The organism is Pseudomonas sp. St386, from assembly GCF_018325865.1.
Classification (GTDB): Bacteria; Pseudomonadota; Gammaproteobacteria; order Pseudomonadales; family Pseudomonadaceae; genus Aquipseudomonas; species Aquipseudomonas brassicacearum.
On sequence record NZ_AP021900.1, the window covers coordinates 1,523,115 to 1,544,167 of the forward strand.

At 61.3% G+C, this 21,053-nt stretch carries 18 protein-coding genes; 14 read left to right on the top strand and 4 right to left on the bottom strand.

The genetic code is table 11. The features are described 5' to 3' along the window. Nucleotides 1-91: 91 nt before the first annotated feature. The 3 genes from KI235_RS06680 to gap all read right to left on the bottom strand — a co-directional run bounded on the left by KI235_RS06680 (nt 92) and on the right by gap (nt 2,926). Nucleotides 92-1,054 (bottom strand): FecR domain-containing protein, encoded by a 963-nt coding sequence (locus tag KI235_RS06680; RefSeq protein ID WP_003198517.1) that lies wholly within the window; start codon nt 1,052-1,054, stop codon nt 92-94. A 99-nt stretch (nt 1,055-1,153) separates the two neighbouring features. Beyond that, nucleotides 1,154-1,675, bottom strand: a complete 522-nt coding sequence (locus KI235_RS06685; protein WP_003198520.1) for a sigma-70 family RNA polymerase sigma factor — start codon at nt 1,673-1,675, stop codon at nt 1,154-1,156. 249 nt (nt 1,676-1,924) lie between these two features. After that, complete coding sequence (gene gap, locus KI235_RS06690) at nt 1,925-2,926, bottom strand: type I glyceraldehyde-3-phosphate dehydrogenase (RefSeq protein WP_003198523.1); 1,002 nt, start codon at nt 2,924-2,926, stop codon at nt 1,925-1,927. 230 nt (nt 2,927-3,156) lie between these two features. Here gap and edd point away from each other — a divergent pair, with 230 nt between their 5' ends. The 11 genes from edd to KI235_RS06745 all read left to right on the top strand — a co-directional run bounded on the left by edd (nt 3,157) and on the right by KI235_RS06745 (nt 16,814). Further along, the gene (gene edd, locus KI235_RS06695; RefSeq protein WP_003198525.1) at nt 3,157-4,983 is read left to right on the top strand and encodes a phosphogluconate dehydratase; all 1,827 of its coding nucleotides are present in this window, start codon (nt 3,157-3,159) and stop codon (nt 4,981-4,983) included. After that, nucleotides 4,980-5,930 carry a glucokinase gene (locus tag KI235_RS06700; protein WP_003198527.1) on the top strand — a complete coding sequence of 317 codons (951 nt, stop codon included), beginning with the start codon at nt 4,980-4,982 and terminating at the stop codon, nt 5,928-5,930. The genes edd and KI235_RS06700 overlap by 4 nt, the downstream gene beginning before the upstream one ends. A 169-nt stretch (nt 5,931-6,099) precedes the next feature. After that, on the top strand, nt 6,100-6,831 hold the full coding sequence (locus KI235_RS06705; RefSeq protein ID WP_003184616.1) for a response regulator transcription factor: 732 nt from the start codon (nt 6,100-6,102) through the stop codon (nt 6,829-6,831). Then, on the top strand, nt 6,821-8,290 hold the full coding sequence (locus KI235_RS06710; RefSeq protein ID WP_003198529.1) for an ATP-binding protein: 1,470 nt from the start codon (nt 6,821-6,823) through the stop codon (nt 8,288-8,290). The genes KI235_RS06705 and KI235_RS06710 overlap by 11 nt, the downstream gene beginning before the upstream one ends. A 237-nt stretch (nt 8,291-8,527) precedes the next feature. Then, nucleotides 8,528-9,787, top strand: coding sequence for an AGE family epimerase/isomerase (locus KI235_RS06715; protein ID WP_027912042.1), 1,260 nt, complete (start codon nt 8,528-8,530; stop codon nt 9,785-9,787). Nucleotides 9,788-9,903: 116 nt separating this feature from the next. After that, nucleotides 9,904-11,205 (top strand): ABC transporter substrate-binding protein, encoded by a 1,302-nt coding sequence (locus KI235_RS06720; RefSeq protein WP_028236906.1) that lies wholly within the window; start codon nt 9,904-9,906, stop codon nt 11,203-11,205. Between the two features lie 179 nt (nt 11,206-11,384). Next, nucleotides 11,385-12,293, top strand: coding sequence for a sugar ABC transporter permease (locus tag KI235_RS06725; protein WP_003198535.1), 909 nt, complete (start codon nt 11,385-11,387; stop codon nt 12,291-12,293). After that, nucleotides 12,286-13,131 (top strand): carbohydrate ABC transporter permease, encoded by an 846-nt coding sequence (locus KI235_RS06730; protein WP_003198539.1) that lies wholly within the window; start codon nt 12,286-12,288, stop codon nt 13,129-13,131. Before KI235_RS06725 ends, KI235_RS06730 begins: the two co-directional genes overlap by 8 nt. A 2-nt stretch (nt 13,132-13,133) precedes the next feature. Then, complete coding sequence (locus KI235_RS06735; RefSeq protein ID WP_013692435.1) at nt 13,134-14,294, top strand: ABC transporter ATP-binding protein; 1,161 nt, start codon at nt 13,134-13,136, stop codon at nt 14,292-14,294. A 127-nt stretch (nt 14,295-14,421) separates the two neighbouring features. Next, entirely contained in the window at nt 14,422-15,768 is a 1,347-nt protein-coding gene (locus KI235_RS06740) for a carbohydrate porin (protein WP_003198542.1), read from the top strand. A 191-nt stretch (nt 15,769-15,959) separates the two neighbouring features. Next, nucleotides 15,960-16,814, top strand: a complete 855-nt coding sequence (locus tag KI235_RS06745) for a D-hexose-6-phosphate mutarotase (protein ID WP_003198545.1) — start codon at nt 15,960-15,962, stop codon at nt 16,812-16,814. A 153-nt stretch (nt 16,815-16,967) separates the two neighbouring features. On the opposite strand, the gene KI235_RS06750 is transcribed toward KI235_RS06745, so the two are convergent. Then, nucleotides 16,968-17,828 carry a MurR/RpiR family transcriptional regulator gene (locus tag KI235_RS06750; RefSeq protein WP_170842276.1) on the bottom strand — a complete coding sequence of 287 codons (861 nt, stop codon included), beginning with the start codon at nt 17,826-17,828 and terminating at the stop codon, nt 16,968-16,970. A gap of 196 nt (nt 17,829-18,024) precedes the next feature. Between KI235_RS06750 and zwf the strand changes: the two genes are divergently transcribed. The 3 genes from zwf to KI235_RS06765 are packed head-to-tail and all read left to right on the top strand — an operon-like array spanning nt 18,025 to nt 20,877. Then, a complete protein-coding gene (gene zwf, locus KI235_RS06755) occupies nt 18,025-19,494 on the top strand; it encodes a glucose-6-phosphate dehydrogenase (RefSeq protein WP_003198549.1) in 1,470 nt (489 codons plus the stop codon). Then, a complete protein-coding gene (pgl, locus tag KI235_RS06760) occupies nt 19,481-20,194 on the top strand; it encodes a 6-phosphogluconolactonase (protein ID WP_028236907.1) in 714 nt (237 codons plus the stop codon). The genes zwf and pgl overlap by 14 nt, the downstream gene beginning before the upstream one ends. Nucleotides 20,195-20,211: 17 nt before the next feature. Further along, nucleotides 20,212-20,877 carry a bifunctional 4-hydroxy-2-oxoglutarate aldolase/2-dehydro-3-deoxy-phosphogluconate aldolase gene (locus KI235_RS06765; protein ID WP_013692437.1) on the top strand — a complete coding sequence of 222 codons (666 nt, stop codon included), beginning with the start codon at nt 20,212-20,214 and terminating at the stop codon, nt 20,875-20,877. Nucleotides 20,878-21,053 lie beyond the last annotated feature (176 nt).

The window sequence follows — 21,053 nt, forward strand, 5'->3', positions numbered from 1 at the left end:
AGGTGCAGATTCACATCGTTGGATGCGAATCAATTGCATTGGCTATAACGAGACGAATCAACGGAGCCTATCGAGTAAAAATAATTCTCATTTAGTTCAGGATCACCAGCGCCGGGAACTCCTGGAGCCGAGCCGAGGTGATATGGGCCAGCGAACGGACCACCTCCAGCGGCTGGTCGAGGCGGTAATTGCCAGTCACAGCAACGTTGGCCAATTGTTCGTTACCGTTGATGATCCAGCCAGGGTAATAGCGTCGCAGCTCGGCCAGTACCTGGTTTAATGGCCGGTTTTCGAACACCAGCCGACCCTGGACCCAGGCCAGGTCGGTGTTGGCATCGAGCCGGGCCGGACGGTCGAAGCCGTTGGGGCCGATGCGGATGCTTTCGCCGGCTGACAGCCGCACATGGGTGTCGTTGCGGGTGGCCCGCAGGTCCACGTCGCCGCGCTGCACCTGGACCTGGGCCACGCCGTCGAGGTAACGCACGGCGAACGTGGTGTCGCTGACGCTGGCCATGACCGGGCCGGCATCGATTTCCAGCGGCAGGCTACGGTTGCCCGGGACTTCGAAAAACGCCTCGCCCTTGTACAGACGCGCCACCTGCCGCTGCTCGTTGAACGTGCTGGAGAAGGCCGAATCGGTGTTGAGCAGGACCTTGGAGCCGTCCTCCAACTGCAAGCGCTGGCGCTCACCGACCACGGTCAGGTGGTCGGCCTGCAAGCGCAGGGGCAGGTCGCTGAAGTTGAACAGGCCGAGAAACAGCACTGCGGCAGTGGCCAGGGGCTTCCAGTGGGCGCGCAGGCGCGACAGCGCGGTGACCTTGGGCGTGGCTTCAAGTTGGCGGGCACTTTCCATCACCTGCGGGCCGTTCCAGATCGCCTGGGCCCGGGCGAACGCCTCGCCATGGCGTGGATCGGCCGCCAGCCAGGCGTGGAACTGCCGCGTCTGTTCCTCGCTGGGGTTGTCCAGCAGGATCAGCCAGTCCAGCGCCTGTTCCATGGCATGGGCGGTTTGCTGCGTCGCAGTGTGCTCGGCAGAGCGGTGATTGTCCGTCACAGTCGGTTCTCGGTATTTAGCGGCACGGGCTCAAGCTACAAGCTGTACGCAGCAAGTGGCAAGCGTGTGCGCAGCTTATGGCCTGAAGCGTGGAGCGGGTCACTGCTCGCCGTGGCTACGTTCAGCCACACCCACACAGATCGCCATGATCAATTTCAGTTCCTTTTGCACGGTGCTCAGGGACACGCCCAGGCGTTCGGCGATTTGCTGGTAACTGTGGCCATGCAGGCGGCTGAGAATGAAGATCTGCTGCTGTCGCGAACTCAGGGCCTGGAGGCTGACGTTCAGGCGCTCGAGCAGTTGTTGGGCATGGGCGGCGTCCTCGGCGCTGCTCTGGGGGGCGACGACGTTGTGGACGACCTCCGGCGGTACGTCATCCAGCAAGGTTCGCGACTGGATGCGTCGGGCACGCAGATGGTCCAGCGCCAGGTTGCGGGCGGTCTGGAAAACAAAGGGTTCGAGGTGCTCGACCGTGCGTTCGCCCAGTGCGCGGGTGACGCGCAGGTAGGTTTCCTGGAGCAGGTCTTCGGCGGTACTGGGGTTGCTGACCATGCGCTCGAGGGTGCGCAGCAGCGGCGTGCGCTGGGCGAGGAAGACGTGATGAAAGCGCGATTGACTCACGGTAGGGCCCGATCTGGTTCGAGTAGATGATAATGCTTATCATCTGCTGGGCAGGTCAAGTCTTCATTTCATCACGCCGAAACCCTGTGTGGAGCGCAAACCTGTGGGAGCAAAGCTTGCTCGCGATAGCGATTTCAAAGCCAGCACAGATGCTGCATGTGACGGTGTCATCGCGAGCAAGCTTTGCTCCCACAGGCCTGCTCCCAGGGTTTGCTCTTACAGGCCCGCTCCACATTGGCCAGCAATGAGTTACTCGGCGTTACACAACGCCAGGCAGTTATCCAGCATGCGGTTGGAGAAGCCCCATTCGTTGTCATACCAGGCCAGTACCTTGAGCAGCTTGCCGCTGGCCTTGGTGTGGTTGGCGTCGAAGATCGACGACAGCGGGTTGTGGTTGAAGTCACTGGAGACCAGCGGCAGGGTGTTGTAGCCGAGGATCTTCGAATGCTGGCTGGCATGGCGCAGCAGTTCGTTGACTTCTTCGGCCGACGCTTCGCGCTTGAGCTGTACGGTCAGGTCGACCAGGGACACGTTGATCACCGGTACACGCACCGCCATGCCGGTCAGCTTGCCCGCCAGTTCCGGCAGCACCAGGCCCACCGCCTCGGCGGCGCCGGTCTTGCTCGGGATCATGTTCTGGGTCGCCGAACGGGCGCGGTACGGGTCGCTGTGGTAGACGTCGGTCAGGTTCTGGTCGTTGGTGTAGGCATGGATGGTGGTCATCAGGCCGCTTTCGATGCCCAGCTCGCGGTGCAGTACCTGGGCCACTGGGGCCAGGCAGTTGGTGGTGCACGAAGCGTTGGAGATGATCTGGTGGGACTGGCGCAGGATATCGTGGTTCACACCGTACACGACGGTGGCATCGGCGCCCTTGGCCGGGGCCGAGATGATCACCTTGCGGGCGCCGGCGCTGATATGCGCGGCTGCCTTGGAGCGATCGGTGAACAGGCCGGTGCATTCGAACACGACGTCGATTTTTTCAGCCGCCCAAGGCAGTTCGGCCGGGTTGCGGATGGCGCTGACCGAGATGCGGTCGCCATTGACCGTCAGGCTTTCGTGATCGTGCTGCACGTCGGCATCGAACGTGCCGTGGACGGTGTCGAACTTGAGCAGATGAGCATTGATTGCACTGTCACCCAGGTCGTTGATGGCGACGATCTGCAGGTCGCGACGATAGCCTTGGGTATACAGTGCACGGAGGACGTTGCGGCCGATGCGGCCAAAACCATTGATTGCGATTCTAAGAGTCATTAACTGCGCCGCCGTCGATTTGTTGTTGGAATTACAAGATTATTCGCATAAAAATAGAAAACAAGCCTTTTTAGTGGCAATATTTTGTTTTATCTACAACGAGTGACCTGAATCAACTGGTCCGAATGGTCAAAAATCGTCTGTCGCCTCGCCTTTTACACAGCGTGCAGCGGGCTTTTGATCAGCATAGACAATCAGGTCGCCACACCCGTTAGCCTGGAGTTCTACACATGCATCCCCGCGTTCTTGAGGTCACCGAACGGCTTATCGCCCGCAGCCGCGCCACGCGTCAGGCTTACCTTGCATTGATCCATGGTGCTGCCAGCGACGGTCCGATGCGCGGCAAGCTGCAGTGCGCCAACTTCGCTCACGGCGTGGCTGGTTGCGGCACCGAAGACAAGCATCACCTACGGATGATGAACGCCGCCAACATCGCCATCGTGTCGTCCTATAACGACATGCTCTCGGCCCACCAGCCCTACGAAACCTTCCCGGAACAGATCAAGAAAGCCCTGCGCGAAATCGGCTCGGTCGGCCAGTTCGCCGGTGGCACGCCAGCGATGTGCGATGGCGTGACCCAGGGCGAGGCGGGGATGGAACTGAGCCTGCCGAGCCGCGAAGTGATCGCCCTCTCAACGGCGGTGGCGCTGTCCCACAACATGTTTGACGGCGCACTGATGCTCGGCATCTGCGACAAGATCGTCCCGGGCCTGATGATGGGCGCGCTGCGCTTCGGTCACTTGCCGACGATCTTCGTGCCAGGCGGGCCGATGGTCTCGGGCATTTCCAACAAGGAAAAAGCCGACGTCCGCCAGCGCTACGCCGAAGGCAAGGCCACCCGCGAAGAGCTGCTGGAATCGGAGATGAAGTCCTACCACAGCCCCGGCACCTGCACCTTCTACGGCACCGCCAACACCAACCAGTTGTTGATGGAGGTGATGGGCCTGCACTTGCCGGGCGCCTCGTTCGTCAATCCGAACACGCCATTGCGCGATGCCCTGACCCGTGAAGCGGCGTTCCAGGTCACGCGCATGACCAAGCAAAGCGGCAACTTCATGCCCATCGGCGAAATCGTCGACGAACGCTCGCTGGTCAACTCCATCGTTGCGCTGCACGCCACTGGCGGCTCTACCAACCACACCCTGCACATGCCGGCCATCGCCATGGCGGCGGGCATCCAGCTGACCTGGCAGGACATGGCCGACCTCTCCGAGGTGGTGCCAACCCTGAGTCACGTCTATCCGAACGGCAAGGCCGACATCAACCACTTCCAGGCGGCGGGCGGGATGTCGTTCCTGATCCGTGAATTGCTGGAAGCCGGTTTGCTCCACGAAAACGTCAACACCGTGCTCGGTCACGGCCTGAGCCGCTACACCCAGGAACCGTTCCTCGAGGACGGCGAGCTGGTGTGGCGCGACGGCCCGATCGAAAGCCTCGACGAAAACATCCTGCGCCCGGTGGCTCGCGCGTTCTCGTCTGAAGGCGGCCTGCGGGTGATGGAAGGCAACTTGGGCCGTGGCGTGATGAAGGTCTCCGCCGTGGCCTTGGAAAACCAGGTTGTCGAAGCGCCTGCGATGGTGTTCCAGGATCAACAGGACCTGGCCGACGCGTTCAAGGCCGGCCTGCTGGAGAAAGACTTCGTCGCGGTGATGCGTTTCCAGGGCCCGCGCTCCAACGGCATGCCGGAGCTGCACAAGATGACGCCGTTCCTCGGCGTATTGCAGGACCGTGGCTTCAAAGTGGCGCTGGTGACCGACGGGCGCATGTCTGGCGCATCGGGGAAAATCCCGGCGGCCATTCATGTCAGCCCCGAAGCTTATGTCGGTGGTGCGTTGGCCCGGGTGCAGGAGGGCGATATCATCCGTGTCGATGGCGTCAAAGGCACCTTGGAATTGAAGGTGGACGCCGAGGAATTCGCCGCGCGCACGCCGGCCAAGGGCCTGTTGGGCAACAACATCGGCACTGGTCGCGAGCTGTTCGGTTTCATGCGCATGGCCTTCAGCTCGGCGGAGCAGGGCGCCAGCGCCTTCACCTCTGCCCTGGAGACGCTTAATTGAAACTGGCTTTGGTCGGTGACATCGGTGGGACCAACGCACGCTTTGCGCTGTGGAAAAACCACACCCTGGAAAACATCCAGGTGCTGGCAACGGCGGATTATGCCTGCCCGGAAGATGCCATTCAGGTGTACCTCAGTGGCCTGGGCCTGAAGCCGGGCGCCATCGGTTCGGTGTGCCTGTCGGTGGCCGGTCCCGTGAGCGGCGATGAGTTTCGCTTTACCAACAATCACTGGCGCCTGAGCAACCTGGCGTTCTGCCAGACCTTGCAGGTGGAGAAGCTGTTGCTGGTCAACGACTTCTCGGCCATGGCCCTGGGCATGACTTGCTTGCGTCCCGATGAGTACCGGGTCGTGTGCGAAGGCACCCCGGAGCCGTTGCGCCCGGCAGTGGTGATCGGCCCGGGCACCGGGCTGGGCGTCGGTACGCTGCTGGACCTGGGCGAGGGTCGTTTCGCGGCGTTGCCGGGGGAGGGCGGCCATGTCGACCTGCCCATGAGCAGCCCGCGGGAAACCCAGCTGTGGCAGCACATCTACAACGAAATCGGCCACGTCAGCGCCGAAACCGCCCTGAGTGGCAGCGGCTTGCCTCGGGTGTACCGGGCCATTTGCGCAGTGGACGGCCATGTGCCGGTGCTCGACACCCCCGAATCCATCACTGCCGCTGGCCTGGCTGGCGACCCGATTGCCCTGGAAGTGCTCGAGCAGTTCTGCCGCTGGCTGGGGCGCGTGGCCGGCAACAATGTGTTGACGCTGGGCGGGCGTGGCGGTGTCTATATCGTCGGGGGCGTGGTCCCGCGGTTTGCCGATTTCTTCCTCGAAAGTGGTTTCGCCCGTTGCTTCGCCGACAAGGGCTGCATGAGCGATTACTTCAAGGGCATTCCGGTCTGGCTGGTGACCGCGCCGTACTCGGGCCTGATGGGCGCGGGTGTGGCGTTGGAGCAAAGTTAAGACCGCGTCGCTTGCATCGCGGGCAAGCCTTGCTCCCACAAGATGTGCTTGATCTTGCGGGGAGCACTGTGGGAGCAAAGCTTGCTCGCGATAAGGTCCGAACAGGCGATAAAAAACTCGATGTCCATCAGGCATAATCGCCCCCATCCAAACAACAAGGACGAGGCCCGTGAGTTCAGTGAACAAATCGATTTTGTTGGTCGACGACGACCAGGAGATTCGCGAACTGCTGGACACCTACCTCAGCCGTGCGGGGTTCCAGGTGCGGACCACACCCGACGGTGCCGGGTTTCGCCAGGCGCTGAACGATGCACCGAGCGACCTGGTGATCCTTGATGTGATGCTGCCCGATGAAGACGGCTTCAGCCTTTGCCGCTGGGTTCGCCAGCACCCACGCCAGGCCCATGTGCCGATCATCATGCTCACCGCCAGTTCCGACGAGGCCGACCGGGTCATTGGTCTTGAACTGGGCGCCGATGATTACTTGGGCAAGCCTTTCAGCCCACGGGAATTGCAGGCGCGCATCAAGGCGCTGCTGCGTCGGGCGCAATTCGGCCAGGAACGCTCCGGCGGTGAAGTGCTGGCCTTCGATGAATGGCGGCTGGACATGGTCAGTCATCGGTTGTTTCACACCGACGGTGAAGAAGTGATTCTCTCCGGTGCCGATTTCGCCCTGCTCAAGTTGTTTCTCGATCATCCCCAGGAAATCCTCGATCGCGACACCATCGGCAATGCGACCCGTGGTCGTGAGCTGATGCCCCTGGACCGAATCGTCGACATGGCAGTCAGTCGCCTGCGCCAGCGCCTGCGTGATACCGACAAGCCGCCACGGCTGATTCGCACGGTGCGTGGCAGCGGTTATCAGCTGGCGGCCAGTGTGGTTGCCAGCAATGGTCATTGACTGGATCAAAAAAGTCGCCCGACGGGTACCGGTACCGCGCTCGTTGCTGGGGCGGATGCTGTTGCTGACCTTGCTGGTGGTGCTGTTCGCCCAGACCCTGTCCAGCCTGATCTGGGTCTCGCAACTGCGCGCCACCCAGCTCGAAGGTCTGGTCACCAGTGCCCGCAGCCTGGCTCATTCGATGACCGCCAGCGTCAGTTATTTGCGTTCGCTGCCAGTGGCGTATCGGCCATTGGTGCTGGACCAGTTGCGCAGCATGGGCGGCACGCGGTTTGTCGTGACGCTCAACGATAAGCCCCTGGGTATGGATGTGCTGCCGATCACGCCGCGCAAACTGGCGGTGCTCAAGGCAGTGGACGACGTGCTGCGCCGGTCCCTGGGCAATAGCGCCGACATCTCGGTGAATTTTGTCAGCCCCGACGACCTGCGGATCTTCAATGCCGGGCTCAAGCTCGATGAGCTGCCCCGTTCGTGGGCTCACTACGCCTTGACCCTGGAACCGGTGAACCCGCCGGTGCTGGTCACGCAGATCCAGATGGCGCCGGGGGAGTGGCTGTACATCGCCTCGCTGCTGCCCGAACCCTACACCAGCCTCGAAGAGCAGGACCTGCCCAAGCAACAGGTCGGTTTCATCGTGCTCACCAGCAGCTTGTTGTTGCTGTTCATCGGTTTGCTGGTGCACTGGCAGAGCCGACCGCTCAAGCGTTTGGCCCGGGCCGCGCGGGACATGTCCCTGGGCGCCGAAGTGGAGCCGGTGGCCGAGGGCGGTGGTAGCGAAGTGGTGGAGGTGGGGCGTGCGTTCAATGCCATGCGCGAACGCATCAGCCGTTACCTGACGGAGCGCAGTCAATTGTTCAGCGCGATCTCCCACGACTTGCGCACACCGATCACCCGATTGCGGCTGCGAGTCGAGCTGCTGGAAGACGAGAACCTGCAGGCCAAGTTCGGTCGTGACCTGGATGAGCTGGAACTGCTGGTCAAAGGCGCGCTGCAATGCGTCAAGGACACCGACATCCACGAAAACATCGAGCCGGTGGACCTCAACCATGTGCTCGATTGCCTGGTCGAACCTTACCTGGCGCCCAACGGCAACGGCCGGGTGACCCAGGATGGCCGGGCGCTGGCGCCATATCCCGGCAAGCCGCTGGCCCTCAAGCGCTGCATCGGCAACCTGATCGACAACGCCTTGAAATACGGCCAGAACGCCCACCTGCACATCGATGACGATGAAACTGCCTTCATCCTGCACGTCGACGACGAAGGCCCCGGCGTGCCGGAACAGCGCCTGGAGCAGGTCTTCGAACCGCACTTCCGCCTCGCCGGGCAGCAGCAAGGCTATGGCCTGGGCCTGGGCATCGCCCGCAACATCGCCCACAGCCATGGCGGGGAAGTGAGCCTGCAGAACCTTCGCGAGGGCGGATTGCGGGTGACGTTGCAGTTGCCCCGCAGTGTGGAGTAGCCAGCCGTGTTGACTGATCGTTCCCACGCTCTGCGTGGGAATGCAGCCCGGGACGCTCTGCGTCCCATCTAAAGCCGAACGCGGAGCGTCCGTTGATGCATTCCCACGCAGAGCGTGGGAACGATCATCAAAGTAAATGTCACAGCTTGGTGACATAACTCGCCCCTTTCGTTACCTGCCCCTCGCCATCCCTTGTTTAGACTCCCTGCGTCAAAACAACAAAAAAGGTACCACCCAATGGACACCTTCCAACCGGCCTTCAGCAGTTGGCTGAACGCCCCTGCCCACCAGCAATGGCTTGCCGACGAAGGCTTGCGGCTGCTGGCGTTCGCCAAGGCGTCGAAGCTGGCGGACGGCTTCGGCAACCTGGACGAGCGCGGCCACCTGCCGGCCGATGCCCGGGCCGAGACCATGAACACTGCGCGCATGACCCACAGCTTCGCCATGGCCCACATCCAGGGCCTGCCGGGGTTTGCCGAGCTGGTGGACCACGGCGTCCAGGCGCTGAGCGGCTCCTTGCGCGACGCCGAGCACGGTGGCTGGTTTGCCACGACGCGGCCTGATGAAGACGGCGCGGGCAAGGCGGCCTACCTGCATGCCTTCGTTGCCCTGGCGGCCAGTTCCGCGGTGGTGGCCCAGCGTCCCGGCGCCCAGGCGTTGCTGGACGAAGCGGTGCGGATCATCGATGAGCATTTCTGGAGCGAGGAAGAGGGGGCACTGCGCGAATCCTTCAACCGCGACTGGAGCGAGGAAGAGGCCTATCGTGGCGCCAACAGCAACATGCACGCCACCGAAGCCTTCCTCGCCCTGGCCGATGCCACCGACGACCCACGCTGGCTGGCTCGCGCCCTGCACATCGTCGAACGGGTGATCCACACCCATGCCGCCGCCAACGACTACCTGGTGGTGGAGCATTTCGATCGCCACTGGCAGCCGCTGCGCGAATACAACCAGGACAACCCTGCCGATGGTTTTCGTCCCTACGGCACCACCCCAGGCCACGGTTTCGAATGGGCGCGACTGCTGCTGCACCTTGAAGCGGCGCGCGTCCAGATCGGCATGCTGACCCCGGGCTGGCTGGCCCAGGATGCGCAAAAGCTCTTCGACCATAACTGTCGTCACGGCTGGGACGTCGATGGTGCGCCGGGCATTGTCTACACCCTGGATTGGGACAACCGCGCCGTGGTTCGCCATCGCCTGCACTGGGTTCACGCCGAAGCGGCGGCCGCTGCCAGCGCCTTGCTCAAGCGCACCGACGAGGCGAAGTACGAAGCCTGGTACCGGCGCTTCTGGGAGTTCTGTGACAAACATTTCATCGACCGCTGCAACGGCAGTTGGCATCACGAACTCGATCCGCAAAATTGCCCCAGCGCCGATATCTGGCCGGGCAAGCCGGACCTGTATCACGCCTGGCAGGCGGTCCTGATTCCGCGCCTGCCCTTGGCACCAAGCATGGCGTCAGCCCTGGCGCGGTTATCCAGTCCTTCGCCTGTGTAACCATGTCGTGACATTTGCACGTCCCTTCGTTACCTGCGAAGGGATTCCCTCTGATTAGAATCCATGCAGCGCAAGCACCAGACTTGCATGCATAACAACAAGAAAGGTAATTCTAGATGAATGCGATTTCTCGCCTCGCTACTGTCATTTCTCTTGCTTCCTTGCTTCCCGTCGCAGCATTCCCTGTCACTACCCTTGCCGCCGAATCCAAAGGTTCCGTGGAAGTCGTCCACTGGTGGACGTCGGGTGGCGAAAAAGCCGCGGTCGATGTGCTCAAGGCCCAGGTAGAAAAAGACGGCTTTACCTGGAAGGACGGCGCTGTCGCCGGTGGTGGCGGTTCCACTGCCATGACCGTGCTCAAGAGCCGTGCCGTGGCCGGCAACCCACCGGGCGTCGCCCAGATCAAGGGTCCGGACATCCAGGAATGGGCGTCCACCGGGCTGCTCGACACCGACATCCTCAAAGATGTTGCCAAAGCCGAGAAGTGGGACAGCCTGCTCGACAAGAAAGTCTCCGATACCGTGAAGTACGAAGGTGACTACGTCGCCGTGCCGGTGAACATCCACCGCGTCAACTGGCTGTGGATCAACCCGGAAGTCTTCAAGAAAGCCGGCATCACCAAGAACCCGACCACCCTCGAAGAATTCTACGCGGCCGGCGACAAGCTCAAGGCAGCGGGCTTTATTGCGCTCGCCCACGGTGGCCAGCCTTGGCAGGACAGCACCGTATTCGAAGCCGTGGTGCTCTCGGTCATGGGCGCTGATGGCTACAAGAAAGCCCTGGTCGACCTGGACAGCAAGGCGCTGACGGGGCCGGAAATGGTCAAGGCGCTGACCGAACTGAAGAAAGTCGCGACCTACATGGACGCCGACGGCAAGGGCCAGGACTGGAACCTTGAAGCGGCCAAGGTCATCAACGGCAAGGCCGGCATGCAGATCATGGGTGACTGGGCCAAGAGCGAGTGGACCGCGGCGAAGAAAGTCGCCGGCAAGGACTACGAGTGCGTGGCCTTCCCGGGCACCGACAAGGCCTTCACCTACAACATCGACTCCCTGGCGGTGTTCAAGCAGAAGGACAAGGGCACTGCGGCTGGCCAGCAGGACATCGCCAAAGTCGTGTTGGGCGAGAACTTCCAGAAAGTCTTCAGCATCAACAAAGGCTCGATCCCGGTTCGTAACGACATGCTCGGCGACATGGCCAAGTACGGTTTCGATTCCTGTGCCCAGACCGCTGCCAAGGACTTCCTGACAGACGCCAAGTCCGGCGGCCTGCAGCCAAGCATGGCGCACAACATGGCGACCACGCTGGCCGTACAGGGTGCGTTCTTCGATGTGGTGACCAACTACATCAACGACCCGAAAGCCGACCCTGCCGATGCCGCCAAGAAACTCGGCGCAGCGGTTCAGTCTGCGAAGTAATTAGCGCCGCTTCCCTTGTGGGAGCGAGCCTGTGGGAGCAAAGCCTGCTCGCGATGAACGATAACGCGGTCATTGGAAAGACCGAGGTGCCTTCATCGCGAGCAAGCTCAGTTCCCACACAAGCCCGCTCCCACACAGGGAATGTTTTGTAGTCCTTTTCTCTTGTACTGGATCTTCCCATGAGTTCTGTTGCTGTGTTCAGCAAGGCCTCGCCGTTCGATGCATTGCAGCGCTGGCTCCCGAAACTGGTGCTGGCGCCGAGCATGTTCATCGTCCTGGTGGGCTTCTATGGCTATATCTTGTGGACGTTCGTCCTGTCGTTCACCACGTCGACGTTTCTGCCGAACTACAAATGGGCAGGCCTGGCGCAATACGCGCGGCTGATGGACAACGATCGTTGGTGGGTGGCGAGCAAGAACCTGGCGCTGTTCGGCGGCCTGTTCATCGGTATCACCCTGGTGATCGGCGTGTTGCTGGCGGTGTTCCTTGACCAGCGCATTCGTCGCGAAGGTTTCATCCGCACCATTTACCTGTACCCGATGGCGCTCTCGATGATCGTCACCGGTACGGCCTGGAAATGGCTGCTCAACCCGGGCATGGGCCTGGACAAATTGTTGCGTGACTGGGGTTGGGAAGGCTTCCGCCTGGATTGGCTGATCGACCCGGATCGCGTGGTGTACTGCCTGGTGATCGCAGCGGTATGGCAGGCCTCGGGTTTCATCATGGCGATGTTCCTGGCCGGCCTGCGGGGTGTCGATCAATCGATCATCCGTGCCGCGCAGATCGATGGCGCGAGCATGCCGCGCATCTACTGGAAAGTGGTGCTGCCGAGCCTGCGCCCGGTGTTCTTCAGCGCCGTGATGATCCTGGCGCACATCGCGATCAAGAGCTTCGACCTGGTGGCCGCGATGACGGCCGGCGGCCCGGGCTATTCTTCCGACCTGCCAGCCATGTTCATGTATTCCTTCACGTTCAGTCGCGGTCAGATGGGCATGGGCTCGGCCAGTGCAATCCTGATGCTCGGTGCGATTCTCGCAATCATCGTGCCTTACCTGTACTCCGAGCTGAGGACCAAGCGTCATGACTAGTCTCGCTGCCAAACCTTCCATCAGCCTGAGTCGCATCGCCATCTACGCGGTGCTGATCCTCGCCGTACTGCTTTACCTGGTGCCGTTGGTGGTCATGCTGTTGACCAGCTTCAAGACGCCGGAAGACATCAGTACCGGCAACCTGCTGAGCTGGCCGACCGTGGTCAGTGGCATCGGCTGGGTCAAGGCCTGGGCCACCGTCGACGGCTACTTCTGGAACTCGATCAAGATCACCGTCCCGGCGGTGCTGATCTCTACCGCCATCGGTGCCTTGAACGGCTACGTGCTGTCGATGTGGCGTTTTCGCGGTTCGCAGTTGTTCTTCGGCCTGTTGCTGTTCGGGTGCTTCCTGCCGTTCCAGACCGTCCTGCTGCCGGCCTCGTTCACCCTCGGCAAAATGGGCCTGGCCAGCACCACCACAGGCCTGGTGTTCGTGCACGTGGTCTACGGCCTGGCATTCACCACGCTGTTCTTCCGCAACTACTACGTCAGCATTCCCGATGCACTGGTGAAGGCGGCGCGACTGGACGGTGCGGGGTTCTTCACCATTTTCCGGCGGATCATCCTGCCAATGTCCACCCCGATCATCATGGTCTGCCTGATCTGGCAGTTCACGCAGATCTGGAACGACTTCCTGTTCGGCGTGGTGTTCTCCAGCGGTGACTCGCAGCCCATCACGGTGGCGCTGAACAACTTGGTCAACACCAGTACCGGGGCCAAGGAATACAACGTGGACATGGCGGCGGCGATGATCGCCGGGCTGCCGACCCTGCTGGTCTATGTGGTCGCAGGCAAGTATTTCGTGCGCGGTCTGACGGCCGGCGCAGTCAAGGGGTAATCATGGCAACGCTTGAACTTCGCAACGTAAACAAGACCTATGGTGCCGGCCTGCCGGACACCCTGAAGAACATCGAGTTGTCGATCAAGGACGGTGAGTTCCTGATCCTGGTCGGACCTTCGGGCTGTGGCAAGTCGACACTGATGAACTGCATCGCCGGCCTTGAGACCATCACCGGCGGCGCGATCATGATCGGCGACCAGGATGTCAGCGGCATGAGCCCGAAAGATCGCGACATCGCCATGGTGTTCCAGTCCTACGCGCTGTACCCGACCATGAGCGTGCGCGAGAACATCGAGTTCGGTCTGAAAATCCGCAAGATGAAACAGTCGGACATCGACGAAGAGGTCAACCGCGTGGCCAAGCTGCTGCAGATCGAGCACCTGCTCAATCGCAAGCCCGGCCAGCTCTCCGGCGGCCAGCAACAGCGTGTGGCCATGGGCCGGGCACTGGCGCGGCGGCCGAAGATCTACCTGTTCGATGAACCACTGTCCAACCTCGACGCCAAGTTGCGGGTCGAGATGCGTACCGAAATGAAGCTGATGCACCAGCGCTTGAAGACCACCACGGTCTACGTGACCCACGACCAGATCGAAGCGATGACCCTGGGCGACAAGGTGGCGGTGATGAAGGACGGGATCATCCAGCAGTTCGGTACGCCGAAAGACATCTACACCAACCCGGCCAACCTGTTCGTGGCGAGTTTCATCGGTTCGCCACCGATGAACTTCATCCCGCTGCGCCTGCAACGCAAGGACGGTCGCCTGCTGGCGCTGCTCGACAGCGGCCAGGCTCGTTGCGAACTGCCGATGGGCATGCAGGACGCCGGCCTGGAAGACCGCGAAGTGATCCTGGGCATGCGCCCGGAGCAGATCATGCTGGCCGGCAGCGAGCCCAACGGCTTGCCGACCATTCGCGCCGAAGTCCAGGTCACCGAGCCCACCGGGCCGGACACCCTGGTGTTCGTCAACCTCAACGACACCAAGGTCTGCTGCCGCCTGGCGCCGGACGTGGCACCGCAAGTCGGGGAGACCCTGACGCTGCAATTCGATCCATCGAAAGTGTTGCTGTTCGACGCCAAGTCCGGTGAGCGCCTGGGCGTGGCCGGCCAGGCGCAAGCCGATGCCCGGTCGGCGAACGTGGCGCAGTTCAAAGGCCGATGAAGAACAAATGGGGGAGCAGGCCTGCTCCCACAGCAAGGAGTATGCGGTGGATGGGGACATCCGCCGCAATCGTTGTAAACCGCGTTAGATAAAAACAGTTAATAACAATAAAGACGAGGATGTAGGGATGAAGAAGAAAAATAACGCCCAGCTTATCTGCCAGTTGTCAGCCGTTGCGGCGATGATGCTGGCCGGTAGCGCACACGCTGCCGACGCGTTCAGCGCCGATTCGCAGTGGATGACGGGTGACTGGGGTGGCGAGCGGACCAAGCTGATCGAGCAAGGTATCGATATCAAGGCTGACTACGTCGGTGAAGTGGGCGCCAACCTGCATGGCGGCTACAACAACGACAAGACGGCGCGTTACTCCGACCAGTTCGGTCTGGGTGTGGCGCTGGACCTGGAAAAACTGATGGGCTGGGATAACACCCAGGCCAAGGTCCAGCTTACCAACCGTAACGGTGAAAACATTTCCAATGACCGTGTCGGCGACCCGCGTGCCGGCACCTTGAGTTCTTCCCAGGAAGTCTACGGCCGTGGCCACATGGTCCGTCTGACCCAATTGTGGATCAAGCACCAGTTCCTCGATGGCAAGCTGGACGTCAAGGCCGGTTACTTCGGCGAAGGCGAAGACTTCAACACCTTCCCTTGCGAGTTCCAGAACCTGGCATTCTGTGGGTCCCAAGCGGGTAACTGGGCGACCGGCATCTGGTACAACTGGCCGGTCATGCAGGCGGCGATTCGCGTGAAGTACAACATCACGCCTGAGTTCTATGCGCAGATCGGTGCATACAACCAGAACCCATCGCAACTGGAACACGGTAACGGCTTCAAGCTCAGCGGCAGTGGTACCAAGGGTACCGTCATCCCAGTCGAGCTGGTCTGGTCGCCGAAGGTCAACAACCTGCCGGGCGAATACCGTGTCGGGTACTACAAGAGCACGGCTGATGCCAATGACGTCCGTGAAGACGACAATGGCGATGACGCCGCGACTACCGGCAACGCCTATCGCAGCCACAACAGCAAACACGGCTACTGGTTTGTCGCGCAACAACAACTCACCACTCACAACGGTGACGCTTCCCGCGGCCTGAACATCGCGGCCAACGCGACCTTTCACGACAAGGACACCAACTTCGTCGACAACTACCAGTCGCTGATGTTCGTGTACAAGGGGCCGTTTGATGCGCGTCCTAAAGATGACATCGGGATTGGTTTCTCCCGTATCCATGTCAACGATGACGTGAAGAAAAACGCTGAGCTGACCAACGCTGCCAATGGTGTCACCGACTACAACGACCCACTGTTCGCACCGCTGCGTAGCACTGAGTACAACTACGAACTCAACTACGGCGTCCACGTCACCAACTGGCTGACCGTGCGTCCCAACCTGCAATACATCACTCACCCAGGTGGTGTGGATGAAGTCGATAACGCGCTGGTGGCCGGCCTGAAAATTCAGTCGGTGTTCTAACGTTGTTGCGATAAGCTCCTCTCTATGTGCGCATATTTGCGGACGGCCAAGGCTGTCCGCTTTTTTTTGGGGTACGTGTTTGGTTGCGCGCAGACCTGTGGGAGCAAGCTTTGCTCCCACAGATAAATCGCCTTGCCACAACAAGCGTTGCAAACAGATGAGCAATTCAATGATTTCCAGGACCGCGGCCCATGCATGAGCATCCGCTACAACGCTTTTTCAGATCCTTGCGCGAACGCCCGGTGTTCGCGTGGGAGCGCTATCGGCAGCGCGATGTGTTGGTGATCGACCACCCGTTGTGCCAGGCGGTGTTCAGTCGCCAGGGCGCACAGTTGCTGCATTTTCAACCGCGAGGCCAAAAGCCGTGGTTGTGGTGCGCGGCCAAGTGGCCACACGTCGGGGCGATCCGTGGCGGGGTGCCGGTGTGCTGGCCTTGGTATGGTCGTCATCCCAGCGAAAACGCCTGGCCATCCCACGGTTGGGCGCGGTTGATCGACTGGAAGTTGCTCGACAGCCGCAGTGATGAAGACGGTGTGCATTTGCACTGGCAACTGCAGCTGTGCGACTGGCAAGTGGACCTGCATGCGGACTTGGGTGAACGCATGGAACTGCGCCTGAGCACCGAGCACCAGGACAGCCTGCCGTGCCAGCTGAGCCAGGCTTTGCACGCCTATTGGCGTATTGGAGACGTCGGTGAGGTAGCGCTGTCTGGGCTCGAGGGCGCACAGGGTTACGATCAGTTGAGCCGTGCGGTTTGCCAGCAGGAAGGCGAGTTGCGGGTCGAGGGCGGCTGCCAGCGGGTGTTCCAGCATGAGGGGGAATTGCAGCTCAAGGACCACGCCTGGCAGCGCGAATTGTGCATCGACACCGGCGACAGCGCCGACACCGTGGTCTGGCATCCCGGCGCGCGACCGTTGCTGGGAGTGAGTTGGGATGAGGTTAGCGAATTCGTCTGCGTCGAAGCGGCCAGTGGCGGCACCGACAGCCTGTGCCTGGCGCCGGGGGAGCGGGCGCACCTGAGTTTGCAGGCGTGGGTGGGGGCTTAGCTCTGGATCTGCGGTGAGGCGGCTGGCCCCATCATCGGATCGCCGCCCGGAGCAAGCTCGCTCCCACAGGGGCTTGTGAACGCCGAAGATCCAGTGTGGGAGCGAGCCTGCTCGCGAAGACGGACTATCAGGCACCGAAGATTCTGGACCGAATCAGTTGAACTCATCCCCCACCGGATACCGGCTGGCATTCAAGCTTTCCTTGATCTTGCGCAGATGCGGCTGGAAGTCCACGCCCCGACGCAGGGTCATGCCGGTGGCGAGCACGTCCAGTACGGTGAGCTGGATGATCCGTGAGGTCATCGGCATATAGATATCGGTGTCTTCGGGCAGCGGAATGTTCAGGCTCAAGGTACTGGCCTTGGCCAATGGCGAGCCTTCGGCGGTCAGGCCCAGCACCGACGCGCCGTTTTCCCGGGCGATGCGCGCCACTTCCACGAGCTCGCGGGTACGACCGGTGTAGGAAATGATCACGAACAGTTCACCGGTATGGGCCACCGACGCGATCATGCGCTGCATCAGTACGTCGGCGTGAGCGGTCACCGCCAGGTTGAAGCGGAAAAACTTGTGCTGGGCATCCAGCGCCACCGGGGCGGAGGCGCCGAGACCGAAGAAGTGGATCTGCCGGGCCTGGATCAGCAGGTCCACGGCGCGACTGATCAAATTGGGATCAAGGGCCTGGCAGGCGCTGTCCAATGAGGCAATGGCACTGCCAAAGATTTTCCGGGTGTAGGCTTCCGGGTTGTCGTCGGCCTCCACCGCACGGCTCACATAAGCAGCGCCGCTGGCCAGGCTTTGGGCCAGTTGCAGCTTGAGTTCCGGGTAACCGCTGACGCCGAACGAGCGGCAGAAACGGTTGACGGTCGGTTCACTGACCGAAGCCGCCTGGGCGAGGGCGGCGATGCTGAAGCGGGTCGCCTGCTGCGGGTTGAGCAGGATGATCTCGGCCACTTTGCGTTCGGCCTTGTTCAGGTCTTCAAGGCGACTCTGGATCTGTTCCAGTAAATTTCGCACGCGGTCCATACAAGATTCCTAGGAAGACGGGTCTTTGATACGACCCTTTGCGGTGGCCTATCCTACTGATGGCTCCGACGGACCACCACTCGGAATCGGTATTTTCGAAAAATGTTGTGGTTATTACTACATTTTTCCTTGAGTGATACCTTGAAAAAAGGTATTTGTAGTTTAACTTGATAAAAGAACAAACATCATGCCTTCGATTACGGTTGAACCGTGCACCTTTGCCTTGTTCGGCGCGTTGGGCGATCTGGCCTTGCGCAAGCTCTTTCCTGCCCTGTATCAGCTCGATGGCGCCCAGTTGCTGCACGAGGACACGCGAATCATTGCGCTGGCCCGTGAACCCGGCAGTGAGCAGCAGCACCTGGCATTCATCACCGCCGAACTGCGACGCTACGTCGGGGAAAAAGACCTGGATGAAGGCGTACTCGAGCGCTTCCTGGCACGGTTGACCTACCTGCACGTGGATTTTCTCAAGGCCGACGATTACGTCGCCTTGGCCGAAGCAGCCGGTTCGACCCAGCAGGTCATTGCCTATTTCGCCACCCCAGCGGCGGTGTATGGGGCGATTTGCGAGAACCTGGCGAAGGTTGGCTTGAGCGAAAACACCCGTGTCGTGCTGGAGAAGCCCATCGGTTCGGACCTGGAGTCTTCGCGCAAGGTCAACGACGCCGTGGCGCAGTTCTTCCCGGAAAACCGTACCTATCGCATCGACCATTACCTGGGTAAAGAGACGGTCCAGAACCTGATCGCGCTGCGGTTCGCCAACAGCCTGTTCGAAACCCAGTGGAACCAGAACTACATTTCCCACGTGGAAATCACCGTGGCCGAGAAGGTCGGTATCGAAGGCCGCTGGGGCTATTTCGACAAGGCCGGTCAACTGCGGGACATGATCCAGAACCACCTGTTGCAGCTGCTGTGCCTGATCGCCATGGACCCACCGGCCGACTTGTCCGCCGACAGTATCCGTGACGAGAAGGTCAAGGTGCTCAAGGCCCTGGCGCCGATCAGCCCGGAAGGCCTGACCACCCAGGTGGTGCGCGGCCAGTACATCGCCGGCCACAGCGAGGGCAAGGCAGTGCCTGGCTACCTCGAAGAACCCAACTCCAACACCCAGAGCGACACCGAGACGTTCGTCGCCCTGCGCGCCGACATCCGCAACTGGCGTTGGGCCGGGGTGCCGTTTTACCTGCGTACCGGCAAGCGCATGCCGCAAAAGCTGTCGCAGATCGTCATCCACTTCAAGGAACCGTCCCACTACATCTTCGCGCCCGAGCAGCGCTTGCAGATCAGCAACAAGCTGATCATCCGCCTGCAACCGGACGAAGGGATTTCCTTGCGAGTGATGACCAAGGAGCAGGGCCTGGACAAGGGCATGCAATTGCGCAGCGGTCCGTTGCAACTCAACTTCTCCGACACCTATCGCAGCGCACGTATTCCCGATGCCTACGAGCGGTTGTTGCTGGAAGTCATGAACGGCAATCAGAACCTGTTTGTCCGTAAAGATGAAATTGAAGCCGCGTGGACGTGGTGTGACCAGTTGATCGCCGGGTGGAAGAAATCCGGCGATGCGCCCAAGCCGTATGCGGCTGGGTCCTGGGGGCCGATGAGCTCCATTGCACTGATCACGCGGGATGGGAGGTCATGGTATGGCGATATCTGAATTGAAACTGCCGCAGGGCGTTAGCGCCCATGAATTCAAGAACCCGGTGGTGCTGGCCGAAGGCCTGGCGCTGAACGTGGCCGAGCAGTTGCGCAATGCAATCGAGGCGCGCGGTGCGGCGACCCTGGTGGTCTCCGGTGGCCGCAGCCCGGTGGCGTTTTTCCAGCACCTGGCCAAGCAGGCGCTGGACTGGTCCAAAGTGGTGGTCAGCCTGGCCGATGAGCGCTGGGTACCGGTTGAACACGCCGACAGCAATGCCGGCCTGCTCAAGCGTTACCTGCTGCAAGGCGCGGCGGCCAAGGCCCAGTTCCTGAGCCTCTATAGCGCCAGCGCCAACCTGGAAGCGGCTGCCGAGCAGGCCGATCGCCTGTTGGCCGAGCTGCCGCCGATCGATGTGCTGGTATTGGGCATGGGCGATGACGGGCACACCGCCTCGCTGTTCCCAGGTAGCCCGAACCTGGCCCAGGCCCTGGACGCCAATGGCACACGTCGCTGCTGGCCGATGCTGGCGCCGACCGTGCCGCACCAGCGCTTGACCATGAGCCGCGCCTTGCTGGCTTCGGCGCAACATAAAGTGCTGTCGATTTCCGGTCAGTCGAAATTGACCACCTTGAACGCTGCGGTGGCCGGTGACGATGTCGCCGAAATGCCGATCCGCGCGTTTCTGCAATCTACGTTAGAGATTTACTGGTGCCCATGAACCAAGGATCAGCCGCTATGACAAACCCATCCCCGACCGTTTCCATGGCGGACAAAGTTGCCCTGATCGACAGCCTCTGCGCCAAGGCGCGGATCCTGCCGGTGATCACCATCGCCCGTGAACAGGACATCCTGCCGCTGGCCGATGCCCTGGCCGCCGGTGGCCTGACGGCGCTGGAAGTGACGCTGCGTTCCCAATACGGCCTCAAGGCCATCCAGGTGCTGCGCGAGCAACGTCCGGAGCTGGTGACCGGTGCCGGCACGGTGCTCGACCGCCACATGCTGGACGCCGCCGAGGCGGCCGGTTCGCAGTTCATCGTCACCCCGGGCATCACCCGTGATCTGCTTGAGGCCAGCGTCTACAGCCCTATCCCGTTACTGCCAGGTATCAGCAACGCTTCGGGCATCATGGAAGGCTACAGCCTGGGCTATCGCCGCTTCAAATTGTTCCCGGCCGAAGTCAGTGGCGGCGTCGCGGCCATCAAGGCCTTGGGTGGCCCGTTCGGCGAAGTGAAATTCTGCCCGACCGGCGGCGTGAGCCCGGCCAACATCAAGAGCTACATGGCGTTGAAAAACGTGATGTGTGTGGGCGGAAGCTGGATGCTTGATCCTGAGTGGATCAAGAACGGCGACTGGGCCCGCATTCAGGAATGCACCGCCGAGGCCTTGGCGCTGCTGGACTGATTGTTTTACCGAACCTCGTTGGGTGTTCTACGGTTTTACGGTGCGCTTGGTCGGCGCGCCGTTTTTTTTTGCCTGGGTTTTATCTCTCCAAGCAGGGTGAACACTGAATTTGTGGCGAGGGGATTTATCCCCGCTGGGCTGCGCAGCAGCCCCAAACAAGGTTGACTCAACCTATC

What these genes read in the sequence shown, in the direction of transcription:
- gap (WP_003198523.1), bottom strand. Translation starts at nt 2,926, where the DNA reads ATGACTCTTAGAATCGCAATCAATGGTTTTGGCCGCATCGGCCGCAAC.
- edd (WP_003198525.1), top strand. Translation starts at nt 3,157, where the DNA reads ATGCATCCCCGCGTTCTTGAGGTCACCGAACGGCTTATCGCCCGCAGC.
- KI235_RS06710 (WP_003198529.1), top strand. Translation starts at nt 6,821, where the DNA reads ATGGTCATTGACTGGATCAAAAAAGTCGCCCGACGGGTACCGGTACCG.
- KI235_RS06715 (WP_027912042.1), top strand. Translation starts at nt 8,528, where the DNA reads ATGGACACCTTCCAACCGGCCTTCAGCAGTTGGCTGAACGCCCCTGCC.
- KI235_RS06720 (WP_028236906.1), top strand. Translation starts at nt 9,904, where the DNA reads ATGAATGCGATTTCTCGCCTCGCTACTGTCATTTCTCTTGCTTCCTTG.
- KI235_RS06725 (WP_003198535.1), top strand. Translation starts at nt 11,385, where the DNA reads ATGAGTTCTGTTGCTGTGTTCAGCAAGGCCTCGCCGTTCGATGCATTG.
- KI235_RS06730 (WP_003198539.1), top strand. Translation starts at nt 12,286, where the DNA reads ATGACTAGTCTCGCTGCCAAACCTTCCATCAGCCTGAGTCGCATCGCC.
- KI235_RS06735 (WP_013692435.1), top strand. Translation starts at nt 13,134, where the DNA reads ATGGCAACGCTTGAACTTCGCAACGTAAACAAGACCTATGGTGCCGGC.
- KI235_RS06740 (WP_003198542.1), top strand. Translation starts at nt 14,422, where the DNA reads ATGAAGAAGAAAAATAACGCCCAGCTTATCTGCCAGTTGTCAGCCGTT.
- KI235_RS06745 (WP_003198545.1), top strand. Translation starts at nt 15,960, where the DNA reads ATGCATGAGCATCCGCTACAACGCTTTTTCAGATCCTTGCGCGAACGC.
- zwf (WP_003198549.1), top strand. Translation starts at nt 18,025, where the DNA reads ATGCCTTCGATTACGGTTGAACCGTGCACCTTTGCCTTGTTCGGCGCG.
- pgl (WP_028236907.1), top strand. Translation starts at nt 19,481, where the DNA reads ATGGCGATATCTGAATTGAAACTGCCGCAGGGCGTTAGCGCCCATGAA.
- KI235_RS06765 (WP_013692437.1), top strand. Translation starts at nt 20,212, where the DNA reads ATGACAAACCCATCCCCGACCGTTTCCATGGCGGACAAAGTTGCCCTG.